The sequence below is a fragment of the Caballeronia sp. INML3B genome, from assembly GCF_023631305.1.
GTDB classification, from domain to species: Bacteria; Pseudomonadota; Gammaproteobacteria; order Burkholderiales; family Burkholderiaceae; genus Caballeronia; species Caballeronia turbans.
In genome coordinates this window covers 73223-85450 of sequence record NZ_JALQDI010000033.1, presented here as the reverse complement: position 1 = coordinate 85450, position 12228 = coordinate 73223, and the positions used below count along the sequence as shown (strand labels likewise).

The window sequence follows — 12228 nt, the reverse complement described above, 5'->3', positions numbered from 1 at the left end:
GCTTTCTTTGGTTACTTTCTTTGCAGCAGCAAAGAAAGTGACTGCCGCCCCGCACAGGGGCAACGCTAATAAACCAACAAGAAAACGGGATCCAGCGAAAAAAATTCAAGCAAACGTATCAACAAGCCCGACCGTGCGCCGCACATTCAAACCCACGCTGGAAGCGACAGAAGAACCATCCCCCCCGCCGATGCCTCGCATCGCATCCCCCTTCGAGCCAGAGCGCTCACGACCGCTCTCCTGCTGCGACTGCCGCGCAAACGCCGACCCATCCGAAACCGAAGCACTCCCAAGACTGATGCCGTTCGCCTCCATCGCCTCACGCAGCTTCGGCATGGCAGCCTCGACCGCCTCGCGCACCTGCGCATGCTGCGACACGAACAGCGCGTGCGCATGATTCTCGGAAACCTGCAACGTCACCTGCAACGGCCCGAGATCCCTGGGATTGAGCGTCAGTTCAGCGCTCTGCTGATCCGCCTTCGACAGGAACACGACCTTCTGGCTGAACGCATCGTCCCAGCCGGACGCGCCCACGTGCGGTGCAATAGCCGCGCTCGTCGCCGACGCCATCGCGCCTTGCGGACTCGACACCGCCGAATTCCCCGATGCCGTCTGCATCGCCACCGCGTGCGCGGCCGCGTCGGCGGCTTGCTTGTACGCGGCAGTCGCGGCATCCGCGGGCGTCGTCGCGACTGCGAGCGCCGTCGCGTCCGTCGCCTTGGCATCCGCAGTCGCGTTGTTCGCCACCCCGATCAGACCCGCGCCCTTTCCGCCCCTGGCGAAAAGACCGCCTTGATCCTCACTGTTCGCGGCTTCGCGCGCCGTCGTCGTCAACGAACCGTTCGCGGGCTGTGCGTTCGGCGGCGCGTTGTTCAGCGAAGCGAGCGCCGCCTGAAGCGCGTCCTGCGACTTCGCGTCGCCGCTCTTGTGCGTCTCGCCGGTCGATTTGGTGTCGTCGGTCGAAGCGGTGGCCGTCGCGGCGGTGGCGGCGTCCGTCAGATCGGCGAGCGCGGCGGTGTCGGTGTCGCTGTCGTCGGCATTGGCGGCGTCTGCGCGCGCTTTGGCCTGCGCCGCAGCCGTAGCTGCATCCGGCGCAGAACCGGGCGTCTGCGCCGCGGGCTTCGATGCCTCCGCCGTGTCGGTCTTGCCCGTATTCTTCGATGCCTCTTTCGACGCGTCCGCCTGATCGGACTTAGCGGCCGCCTGCGTATCGGACGCGTCATCGCTCTTCGACGCAGCAGCGCACGCGCTGTCATCCGGCTTCGGCGCGTCGTGCACGCTCGACTTGTCCGAGGACGAGTCGGCGAGCGCCTGCGCCGCCTGCGCGTCGGCATTGGCGCGGTCGGTGATGCTTTGCAGCGTCATGCCGAACGACGCGCCCGCGCTCGCCGCGCGCTGCGCCGCGACCTTGCTCGATGACGTGGCGCCCGTCAGCGCGCCGGAAAGGGATACGGAAGACATGCGAGTCTCTCAAATGCAATAAGTGGATAACGGCTCAGGCACGCTCGGCGCGCATGCGCAGTATCTTCGCGGCGTGCTCGTCGGATTCGCGCTGCTCGAGGCGCGCGGCTTTTTTCGCGAGCATCGCCTCGCCGCGCGCGGCCAGCACTTCGTAGCTGCCGAGCTTCTGTTTCTTGAGACGCCAGTCGGGCTTCGCCGCCTCGATGCGCTGATCGGCCATGAGTAGCGCCGTGCGTTGCTGCGCAATCGCCGCATCGAGCGTATCGACGAACGCCTGGAAGTTGCGCAGCGTCTGCGCCGTGGTGCCTTCCTGCGCCGATGCCGTGAACCGCGCGTGGTACTCGTCGCGATAGGTGACGAGCGAGTTCAACTGCGTCTCGACCTCGTTTCGTTCCTGCTGGAGCTTGCCGAGCTTCTTGGTGGCGGCGTCGAGTTCCTCTTCGGCAAGTCCGATGAGGGTGTTGATCGGCAGATTCTTGGACATGGCGTGGCGGTCTCGTATGGTCTTTGGCTTTCTTGTGACGAATGCTTCGGATACTAGTCGAAAACTATTCGAACATCTGGTTCAACATCGCGATGCTCGGCTCGAACGGCGCCTGCTCGCGAAAACCCTGCTGCAAAAACGACTCCATGCGCGGATACATCGCGATCGCGCGGTCGAGCAATGGGTCGCGCCCGCTCGAATACGCGCCCACGTTGATCAGGTCGCGGTTTCGCTGATAGCGCGACAGCATCTGCTTGAACAGACGCACGCGCTCGAGATGCTTGTCGTCGATGAGCACGGTCATCGCGCGGCTGATCGACTGTTCGATGTCGATGGCCGGATAGTGCCCCGCCTCGGCAAGCGAGCGGTTCAGCACGATATGGCCGTCGAGGATCGCGCGCGCCGAATCGGCAATCGGGTCCTGCTGATCGTCGCCTTCGGTCAGCACGGTGTAGAACGCGGTGATCGAGCCGCCGCCTTCCGGGCCATTGCCGGTCCGCTCGACGAGCGCCGGCAGCTTCGCGAACACCGACGGCGGATAGCCCTTCGTCGCGGGCGGCTCGCCGATCGCGAGCGCGATCTCGCGCTGGGCCATCGCGTAGCGCGTCAGCGAATCCATCAGCATCAGCACGTGCTTGCCCTGATCGCGGAAATATTCGGCGAGCGAGGTCGTGTACGCGGCGGCCTGCATGCGCAGCACGGGCGATACATCCGCCGGCGCCGCGACGACGACCGAGCGCGCGAGACCGTCCTCACCGAGAATCTGCTCGATGAATTCCTTCACTTCGCGGCCGCGTTCGCCGATCAGCCCGATCACGATCACTTCCGCGCTCGTGTAGCGCGCCATCGTCCCGAGCAGCACCGACTTGCCGACGCCCGAACCGGCGAAGAGGCCCATGCGCTGGCCGCGTCCGACCGTCAGCAGCGTGTTGATCGCGCGCACGCCGACATCGAGAACCTTGTGAATCGGCTCGCGGTTGAGCGGGTTGATGACCGGCGCGGACAACGGCGCATCGACTTTCGCGCCGAGCGGGCCGAGGCCGTCGAGCGGACGGCCCGACGCATCGACGACGCGGCCGAGCATTTCCCAGCCGACGGGCAAGCGCTTCGCGCCCGCCATCGGATCGTTGATCGGCGCGCTTTCGAGCGGATAGACGCGCGCGCCGGGCAAGAGGCCAGCCACTTCGGTCGTCGGCATCAGAAAGAGCTTGTCGCCCGCGAAGCCGACGACTTCGGCTTCGGCGGTCGGAATCGCACTGCCCGGCGGCAGCTCGATCATGCATTCGGAGCCGACGCCCATCTTCAGGCCGACCGCTTCCAGCACGAGACCGGCCGCGCGCGTGAGACGACCGCACGGACGCAGCGGCTTCGCGATCGCATTGCGCGACCTGAGCGCGTCGAGCTTGTCGCGCCACGCATCGATGTGCGGATTGCCGGCGATATGGGCCAGCTCGGCGATGGTGCGCGCGGCGAGCGCCTCGGCCGATTCGTCGCCGACGGATTCATCGGCGGCGAGCGGGCCGAACGACGCGCGCGCGATTTCCTGTTCGAGCGCGCTCAAGCCATCTTGCGTAATCCGTTGGTTCACCACGGCTTGCTTCTCCCGAGCGCCGCCACGACGCGCTCCCATCGCGACACATTCGTCGCATCGATCTCGCCGGTCGCGGCGTGGGCCTTGCAGCCGCCGCGCTCGACGTCCGGATCGGGCCGCACGGTCCATCCCGCGGACTCGAGTTCGTCCTTCAGATAGGCATCGACGATCGGCATGTCGGCCGGATTCACGATGAGCACAGGCGCGCCCGACAGTTCGGGCTCGGCGGCGATCACTTCGCGCGCCACCGCGACGAGCGCGGTCGGATCGAGCGCGAGATGCTGACGCACGACCTGCTGCGCGATGTCGATGGCGAGTTCGGCGAGCGACTCCGCGATGGCTGCATCGGCGGCTTGCAGCGCCGTCCTGAACGCATCGGCGATCTCGGCGAGACGCGCGGCCTGCGCGAGCGCTTCCTTGCGGCCGTCCTCGAAACCCTTCGCCTGACCTTGCTCGTAACCCGCCTGATAGCCGAGCGCCTGGCCCGCGACATGCCCCTTCGCGAGTCCTTGCTGATGTGCGTCTTCCTCGACGCGGCGCAGGTGCGCTTCGAGCGCGGCCTGTTCCGCCGCGCTGTTGTCGACCTTGATCTCGACGGGATCGAAGGACGCCATCTCCCAGCGCTGATACGCCGAGACCGGAGCCTTCTGCGCGCGAGCATCAGACATATGCATCCTCCGCCTTGCCGCCTAGCTGGATCTGACCGTTTTCCGCGAGATTGCGGACGATCTGCAAAATCTTGCGTTGCTGCTGCTCGACTTCCGACACGCGCACCGGACCGCGCGAATCGAGGTCTTCGGCAAGCAGTTCGGCCGCGCGCTGCGACATGTTCGACAAAAACTTCTGGCGCAACGCCGGCTGCGCGCCCTTGAGCGACACGATCAGCGTCTCCGATTCCACTTCCTTCAGCAGAAGCTGGATCGCGCGGTCTTCCAGGTCGAGCAGGTTCTCGAACACGAACATCTGGTCGATGATCTTCTGCGCGAGCTCGGCGTCGTATTCGCGCACGTTCGCGATGACGCCTTCCTCGTGATTGCTCGACATGAAGTTCAGAATCTCGGCCGCCGTGCGGATGCCGCCCATCGGCGCGCGCTTCAGGTTGTCGCTGCCGGAGAGGAGCGTCGTCAGCACGTCGTCGAGTTCGCGCAGCGCGGCGGGCTGAATGCCGTCGAGTGTCGCGATGCGCAGCAGCACGTCATTGCGCAGGCGTTCAGACAGGAGCGACACGATTTCCGACGCCTGATCGCGGTCCAGATGCACGAGGATCGTCGCGATGATCTGCGGATGCTCGTTCTTGATCAGTTCCGCGACCGCGCCCGAGTCCATCCACTTCAGGCCTTCGATGCCGCTCGTATCGCTGCCTTGCAGGATACGGTCGATCAGCGCGCCGGCCTTGGTCTCGCCGAGCGCCTTCGTCAGCACAGAGCGGATGTACTCGCTCGAATCGAGCGACAGCGCGGTGTGCTGCTCGGCTTCCGAGACGAATTCGGTCAGCACGTTGTCGAGCTGCTCGCGCGTCACGTTTTTCAGCGCCGCCATGGTCGCGCCGATCTTCTGCACCTCGCGCGGCGCGAGATACTTGAATACTTCGGCGGCTTCTTCCTCACCGATCGACATCAGGAGGAGGGCGGCTTTATTCAGGCCTTCAGCGTTCATCGGACACCCAGTTCTTCACGACGGTCGCAACGATTCTCGGGTCCTGACGCGCCACCATGCGCGCGTAGTCGAGATTGCGATCGAATTTGGCCTTCTTGCTTTCATGACCGAGGAGACTCACCTCGGCATCCTTGTCTTCGTCTTCCAGCTTCTGAGCGCCGTCGAGCGACGGACCGTCGAGCAGCGAGAGCTCATCCGGTGCGCCGAGCGTGGGCGCGGCCTCGGGCGGCGGCGGGAAGGCGCGGCGCATCGCCGGCTTCACCATGCTGAAGTACAGGAACAGCCCGACGATCCCGATGCCCACGTACTTCGCCGCCTGGATGCCCCACGCGATCATCTGCGGGGTGCGCCACCACGGCACGTCCGGCGCCGCGTTCAGATCGGCCGAGAACGCGCTGTTCACGACGTTCACCGAGTCGCCGCGCTTCTCGTCGAAGCCCATCGCGTCCTTCACGAGTTGCTGGACCTGCGCGAGCTTGTCGGCGGCGAGCGGGGTCATCGTCACGTTGCCCTTGGCGTCGACCTTCTTGTCGTAGTTCACGACCACCGCCACCGACAGGCGCTTGATGCCGCCCGTTGCCTGCTCGTAATGGCGCACGGTGCGGTCGACCTCGTAGTTCGTCGTCGTGTCGCGGCGCTGGTTCTGCGGCGTGGACTTCGCCGCCGCGCCGACGGCGCCCGATGCCGCCGCGTCGATCGGCGCGGAAGCCGGCTGCGGCGGCTGGTTCGACAGCGCGCCCGGCACGCCCGACGCGCCGCTGCCCGTCGTTTCGCTCGATTCGCTCGACTGCTGGCTGCGGATCGCGGTGCTTTGCGGGTTGCCGTTCGGGCCGTAGCTTTCGGCGGTCTGCTCGAGCTTCGAGAAGTCGATGTCGGCGCTCACCTGCGAGCGGGCGTTGCCGGCGCCGAAGAGCGGCGCGAGGATCGCGTCGATGCGCTTTTGCGTGTTGTGCTCGATCTGCTGCACGTATTTGAGTTGCGACGCGTCGAGGCCGCTGGCGGCGCTCTGGCTCGTCAGCAGGTTGCCGTCCTGATCGACGATATTCACGTTCTTGACCGGCATGTCCGCGACGCCCGAGGCGACCATGTGGGCGATCGCGACCACCTGGCCTTCGTCGAGCACGCGGCCCGGATACAGGTTGACCATCACGGACGCGGTCGGGAGTTCCTTGTCGCGCACGAACACGCTCGGCTTCGGGATCGCCAGATGCACGCGCGCCGACTTCACCGACGAAATCGCGCCGATCGTGCGCTCCAGCTCGCCCTCGAGCGCGCGCTGATAGTTGACCTGCTCGGCGAACTGGCTGATGCCGAACTTCTGGTTGTCCATCAACTCGAAGCCGACCGAGCCGCTCTTCGGCAAGCCCTGGCTCGCGAGACGCAGACGCGTTTCGTGAACCTGCTCGGCCGGCACGAGAATGGCGCCGCCGCCGTCGGACAACTTATAGGGAATGTTGCCTTGCTGGAGCGCGGCAACGATTGCGCCGCCGTCCCGATCGGAGAGATTGGAGAAAAGTACGCGGTAGTCCGGCTGGCGCGACCACATGACGAGGCCCGCGACCACCATCGCCAGAATCGCGACGGCCACGATGAGCGGCACGCGCGGATTCGAGCGGAACTGGTTGAGCATCGGCACGCGCTGCGCAAAACCGCCGAAGTCGGCACCGCCCGCGAGTCCCGGGGCCGCGGCCGTGCCGGCTGCCCCCGGTTGTGCGCCCGCCAGGCCCATTCTGGCGTCGGGCGTGATGAGTGAGTTGTTGGGCGTATCCATTTAGCGTCGAAGCTCCGAATCCTGAGGTTCTCCTCCCGCCGCTTCCCGCTTTCCATGTAAGCGGCGGTGGAGGACTTTTCACGATGGGGATTATCCGCAGAAGATTGCAAGTCGATTCGGCGAATAGAGCGGGGTTTTCCCCGTTCTTCCCGCGCTTTGAAAAATCACCGGCTGCTAATCTTTTTCGTACTCGGCGAACCTCCGCAATTGCGTCGCCGAACCCGAGGCCACCGCCACGCGCGGCGCGGGCCGTCCCGCCTTCGGACGCGTTCCGCCGGCTATTCCCTGTCATCCGGAGTCAACATGAACTTTCCGATCAATCCGCTTTCCGCCGCGCTCTCGGCCATTCAGTCGCTGGCGTCGCAAGCCGCCGGCGGGACGTCCGGTCCCACCAGCGCGTCGGGCGCCGTCTCGGGCCAAAGCGGGACATCGGGCGCGGCAAGCGTCGGCAGTTTCTCCGAAGCGCTGAAATCGTCCATCGACAAGATCAGCGACAACCAGACGAAGGCGCTCGGCGAGGCGCACGCCTTCGAGATCGGCGCGCCGAACGTGTCGCTCAACGACGTGATGGTGGACATGCAGAAGGCGAACGTCGGCCTGCAGTTCGGGTTGCAGGTGCGAAACAAGCTCGTGTCGGCCTACAACGACATCATGCAGATTTCCGTCTGACGGCCGCTCTCTCGCGATCCTGCCCTTCATTCTTGCGACGGCTCTGGAGCCTCGCTTCCTAAAGCTTTGCCGCGTTTCTCCGATAACCCCGATAACGGCACGGCGAACGATGGTTCGCCTGCCTGCACCGGCTTGGCCGGGCGCACACGGATCAGGACGAGAGGCACGGCGTTCCGCTTGAAATGCGGAATGCCGCGGCATCGCATAAGGAGAATCGAGAGATGTATTCCCCAGGACACGCTGGAGCCAACGCCTACGCACGCGTGGGCGTGCAGACAGGAGTGATGGGAGCGAGCCCGCACCGGCTGATCGTGATGCTGTACCAGGGTGCGCGGCAGGCGATCGCGCAGGCGCGCATGCACCTGCATCAGAACAATGTCGGCGCACGCGGCGCGGCGATCAGCAAGGCCATCAGCATCATCGAGAGCGGTTTGCAGCAGGCGCTCAACAAGGATGCGGGCGGCGAGATCGCGCAGCGGCTGGACGCGCTGTACACGTATATGACGCGCCGGCTGCTCGAGGCGAATCTGAAGCAGAACGAGGCGATGCTCGTCGAGGTCGACAATCTGCTCGCGACGCTCGAGGAAGCCTGGGTGGGAATTGGACCGGAAGTGGCGCAAATGACCGCCGCGCCCGTTTGACGGGATGCGCGTCGACTGCCTGAAAAGAATGAAGACGACACAAGAATATTTCGCCCACTACGAGGCGATTGCCGCGGTTTCCGGCCAGATGCTGGTGGCCGCGCGCGGCGGCGAATGGAGCGAGCTGAAGGCGCTGCAAGGCACCTACCGCGAGTTGGTCGAGCAACTGAAGCAAGTGGATTCGGCCTCGGAACTCGACGAAAGCGCCCGCGCGCGCAAGCTGGACCTCGTGAAGAAGATTCTCGCCGACGACGCCGCGATCCGCGATCTGACGTCGCCGAGCCTCGCGCGTCTGTCGGCGCTTTTCACGGTCAACAGCCCGGCGCGCGTACTGAAAAAAATGATCGGATTGCGCTAGGCGCGGTCCGCGCCCGGCCGTGGCGCATATGAGGATGTGGGCATGACTGGACTCGATACCGCGATCGCATCGTTGCTCGCCAGCCGCACCGAGCTCCTTCTGTCCGCGATTCGCGCGCCGAACGGCGTGAGCGGCAGCGGCGTCACCGGTGCGAGCGTCGGGCAGACGACGACGCAAACGGACATGTTCCAGACCGCCGGCACGCCTGCCGGCGCGGCGGCGCCGGCGGCATCGGCGCAAACCGCGTTCTCCAGCGTCGCGCGCACGCTCGACGCGATCTCGCGATTCGGCGGCGCGACGCCCGCGCTGACCGGCGACGCCCCGCTCTGGCCGACGCCGCCGCGCCCGGCGAGCGCCTTCGCCGCGCTCACGACCGGCCTCTTCGATACCGCGTTCTCTTCCAACGCCGCCGCCGTCGCCGCCGCGCGCGCCGCGACGCAGAACCTGCCGCCGCTGCCCGCCGCCGCGCTCGCGGCCGCGCTGGCGAAAACCGTCGACGAAAGCGGGCTCTTCTACGAATCGCATCTGGTGCAATGGCTCGCGGGCCAGCGCAGCGCAGCGTCGCTCGCCAACGAGCCGCAGGCGCGCGCCGATGCGCGGTCAATGTCCTTGCCGCTCGATCCAGCCAGCGACGCATGGCTCGACGACGCCCGCGCGCCGCAATTCACGCCCGATACGCCCGACTTCCCCGGGCGTCCGGTCCCGACGCCGCAGACGCCGCAGCAAGCCGCCGCGCTCGCGGCGTCGGTGCGCGATGCGCCGCCGTCGGCGCTTTCGAATTCGCAAAACGGCAACGCCGCCGGCGGCGCGAACGCCCAGACGGCGCAGCCGAGCCAGCAGGAATCGGCGCTTCAGGCGTCGGTCGCGGCGGGCATCCATCCGGCGACGCTCAATGTCGTGCGTCAGCAACTCGACGTGCTCGCGAACCAGCAGTTCCGCTGGCAGGGCGAGGCGTGGCCCGGCACGCGCTTCGAATGGGAGGTGGCCCGCGAGCCGCGCGATCCGCGCACCGCCGACGATGCCGCCGACGCCAGCGACAAGCGCGCGTGGCGCACGCGGATCACGCTGTCGCTGCCCGCGCTCGGCACCGTCGACGCCGAGCTCGTGCTGGCGGGCGAGAAGCTCGTCGCGCGCATCAAGGCGGGCGATACGGGCGCACGCCGTCTCGCCGCCGACGGCGCCGCGTTCGCGCGCCAGCTCGAAGCGGCGGGCATCGCGCTGGCGTCGCTTTCCGTGCGCTCGATGGACGGCACGACCGATCTCGCGCTTTCCGGCGACGATGCCGCCGCGAAAAAACCGGTGCGCTCGCCGCTCGAGCATCTGTTTCGTCCGCAGGCGGGTGAGGGGAGCGAAACATGAGCGGGCAGGATCATCCGCCGTACACGCGCAGGCAGGCGACCGCGCTCGCCTACGACGCGGGCAACCGCGAAGCGACGCCGCGCGTCATCGCGAAGGGCTATGGCATGGTCGCGGAAATGATCGTGCAGCGCGCGAAGGAAGCGGGCCTGTACGTGCACGAGTCGCCGGAAATGGTGTCGCTGCTGATGCAGGTCGATCTCGACGCGCACATTCCGCCCGCGCTGTATCAGGCGGTCGCGGAATTGCTGTCGTGGGTGTATCGGCTGGAGAACGAGGAGCCGATGCGCGAGATCGGAAGGGCCGTGCGTTGACACCTTCCCGTCATGCCCCGAACGCCCGCGTGACGATCGCCGCATGATCGAAGCGCGCGGGCAGCGTGCCGTACACGCGGCCGGTTTCGCCGCGCGCATCGCCGAGCCGCGTTTGGATGAACGCATCCGCGACTTCCTGCGGCGCATGCCGCGCGAGCAGCACGCCCTGCGCGCATAAGGCCAGTTGCTGCGCGATGCGCCGCGCCGACGCCTCCCGCCCTGCCGGATCGCTCGTCAGCATGCCGGCCAGCGACGACAGCGCGCCCGCCAGCGCCGGATTTGCGCCCGCGCTCGTGTTCCAGTCGTCCAGTAGCGCGTGCGCGGCGTCCTGCTCGCGCTCGAACGCGCGCAGCACGTCGAGACACATCACATTCCCCGAACCCTCCCAGATCGAATTGACCGGCGCCTCACGATAGAAACGCGCCATCGGCCCGGTTTCGACATAGCCGTTGCCGCCCCAGACTTCCATCGCTTCACCGGTGAATTCGAGGGCGCGCTTGCACACCCAGAACTTCGCGGCGGGCGTCACGATGCGCCGCCAGGCGCGCTCGGCGAGCGCCCCGTCGGGCGCGGCGCTTTGCTCGAATGCGCCGGCGAGCCGCATGAAGAGGACCGTGGCCGCCTCGGATTCGAGCGCGAGATCGGCGAGGACGTTGCGCATCAACGGCTGATCGACGAGATGCGCGCCGAACGCACTGCGATGCCGCGCATGATGGATCGCCTGCACGAGCGCCGCGCGCATCAGCGCCGCGCTGCCGATCACGCAATCGAGCCGCGTGAAGTTCGCCATCTCGATGATGGTCGGCACCCCGCGCCCTTCGTCGCCGATCATCACGCCGTAGGCATCGAAGAACTCGACTTCGCTGCTCGCGTTCGAGCGGTTGCCGAGCTTGTCCTTCAGGCGCTGGACCTGGACCGCATTCTTGCGGCCGTCCGGTGCGAAGCGCGGCACGTAGAAGCAGGACAGGGCGCCTTCGTCGGCGGTGCGCGCGAGCACGAGATGCGCGTCGCACTGCGGCGCCGAGAAGAACCATTTGTGACCGACCAGCCGATAAGCCCCGCCGCGCCCCGGCGCGCCGAGCGCGCGCGCGCGCGTGCGGTTGCTGCGCACGTCCGAGCCGCCTTGCTTTTCGGTCATGCCCATGCCGATCATCATCGAATGCTTGCCGGCTTCGAGCGGAATGTCGCGCGGATCATGCTCACGCGACAGTAGCGGCCCCGCGATGCGCGCGAAGAGATCGGGCTCGTTGCGCAGGACCGGAATGCTCGCGAACGTCATCGTGATCGGGCATAGCGAGCCCGATTCGAGCTGGCCGTGCAGATAGTAGCCGGCGCAGCGCGCGGCCATCGATCCGGCGCGCGCGGACGGCTCGAACGGCAGCGCGTGCAGTCCTTCGTGCCGCAGACGCCGCACCAATTCGTGCCAGGCCGGATGAAACTCCACGGCGTCGATGCGCTCGCCGCGCGGATCATGCGTCGCGAGTTCCGGCTCGTGCCGGTTGGCGAGATCCGCCAGCGCAACCACGTCCGGCTGCGTCAGCGCCATGCCGTCGCGCGAAAGCGCTTCTGCATGCCATTGCGCGCCTTCCCGTTCGACGGCGGCGGCGAGCGCCGGATCGAAGGCGAACGCGTCGTAGCCGACGAGCGGCGGCGCCTGATTCGTCACGTCGTGTGTCTGCCCGAACGGGCGGTCGGCGGAATCGGACATCGTCGGTCTCCTTCTTCGCGCACGCACCGGCGGCGCGGTGACTCGTCACTGTCGGGCGTCCGCAACAGCCGTTTCACTGTCGCGAACGCCATCTCGAATTCAAGAATCATAGGCCGCGCATGGATCGGACGGGTAGACGCATCGTTCTTTTCAGAATCGCGCACGCCTTTCTGATGCGCAGTCCTAAAGCGCAAATCAGTGAGACAAATCCGATTGTTA

General features: G+C 66.6%; 12 protein-coding genes. 5 read left to right on the top strand and 7 right to left on the bottom strand.

What is annotated here, in order from left to right:
- Positions 1-105: 105 nt before the first annotated feature.
- The 6 genes from NCS58_RS14030 to fliF all read right to left on the bottom strand — a co-directional run bounded on the left by NCS58_RS14030 (position 106) and on the right by fliF (position 6963).
- Positions 106-1461: a flagellar hook-length control protein FliK gene (locus NCS58_RS14030; protein WP_250538601.1), complete on the bottom strand. Its 1356-nt coding sequence runs from the start codon at positions 1459-1461 to the stop codon at positions 106-108.
- Positions 1462-1495: 34 nt separating this feature from the next.
- A complete protein-coding gene (fliJ, locus tag NCS58_RS14025; protein WP_250538600.1) occupies positions 1496-1945 on the bottom strand; it encodes a flagellar export protein FliJ in 450 nt (149 codons plus the stop codon).
- A 64-nt stretch (positions 1946-2009) separates the two neighbouring features.
- The gene (gene fliI, locus NCS58_RS14020) at positions 2010-3575 is read right to left on the bottom strand and encodes a flagellar protein export ATPase FliI (protein ID WP_284502265.1); all 1566 of its coding nucleotides are present in this window, start codon (positions 3573-3575) and stop codon (positions 2010-2012) included.
- Positions 3530-4204 carry a flagellar assembly protein FliH gene (gene fliH / locus NCS58_RS14015; RefSeq protein ID WP_061120250.1) on the bottom strand — a complete coding sequence of 225 codons (675 nt, stop codon included), beginning with the start codon at positions 4202-4204 and terminating at the stop codon, positions 3530-3532. Before fliH ends, fliI begins: the two co-directional genes overlap by 46 nt.
- On the bottom strand, positions 4197-5192 hold the full coding sequence (gene fliG / locus NCS58_RS14010; RefSeq protein WP_061120251.1) for a flagellar motor switch protein FliG: 996 nt from the start codon (positions 5190-5192) through the stop codon (positions 4197-4199). Before fliG ends, fliH begins: the two co-directional genes overlap by 8 nt.
- Positions 5182-6963 (bottom strand): flagellar basal-body MS-ring/collar protein FliF, encoded by a 1782-nt coding sequence (gene fliF / locus NCS58_RS14005; RefSeq protein WP_250538598.1) that lies wholly within the window; start codon positions 6961-6963, stop codon positions 5182-5184. Before fliF ends, fliG begins: the two co-directional genes overlap by 11 nt.
- Before the next feature lie 303 nt (positions 6964-7266).
- Between fliF and fliE the strand changes: the two genes are divergently transcribed.
- The 5 genes from fliE (at position 7267) to NCS58_RS13980 (ending at position 10301) form a co-directional block, all read left to right on the top strand.
- Positions 7267-7632: a flagellar hook-basal body complex protein FliE gene (gene fliE, locus NCS58_RS14000; protein ID WP_250477198.1), complete on the top strand. Its 366-nt coding sequence runs from the start codon at positions 7267-7269 to the stop codon at positions 7630-7632.
- A gap of 221 nt (positions 7633-7853) precedes the next feature.
- Positions 7854-8273: a flagellar export chaperone FliS gene (gene fliS / locus NCS58_RS13995; RefSeq protein WP_061120254.1), complete on the top strand. Its 420-nt coding sequence runs from the start codon at positions 7854-7856 to the stop codon at positions 8271-8273.
- A gap of 28 nt (positions 8274-8301) precedes the next feature.
- A complete protein-coding gene (locus NCS58_RS13990) occupies positions 8302-8631 on the top strand; it encodes a flagellar protein FliT (protein WP_061120326.1) in 330 nt (109 codons plus the stop codon).
- A gap of 42 nt (positions 8632-8673) precedes the next feature.
- Positions 8674-9990, top strand: a complete 1317-nt coding sequence (locus NCS58_RS13985) for a flagellar hook-length control protein FliK (RefSeq protein WP_250538597.1) — start codon at positions 8674-8676, stop codon at positions 9988-9990.
- Entirely contained in the window at positions 9987-10301 is a 315-nt protein-coding gene (locus NCS58_RS13980; RefSeq protein WP_061120256.1) for an EscU/YscU/HrcU family type III secretion system export apparatus switch protein, read from the top strand. The genes NCS58_RS13985 and NCS58_RS13980 overlap by 4 nt, the downstream gene beginning before the upstream one ends.
- A gap of 10 nt (positions 10302-10311) precedes the next feature.
- Here the strand turns inward: NCS58_RS13980 and NCS58_RS13975 are convergent, their stop codons facing one another.
- Positions 10312-12009, bottom strand: a complete 1698-nt coding sequence (locus NCS58_RS13975; protein ID WP_250538596.1) for an isovaleryl-CoA dehydrogenase — start codon at positions 12007-12009, stop codon at positions 10312-10314.
- Positions 12010-12228: the final 219 nt, after the last annotated feature.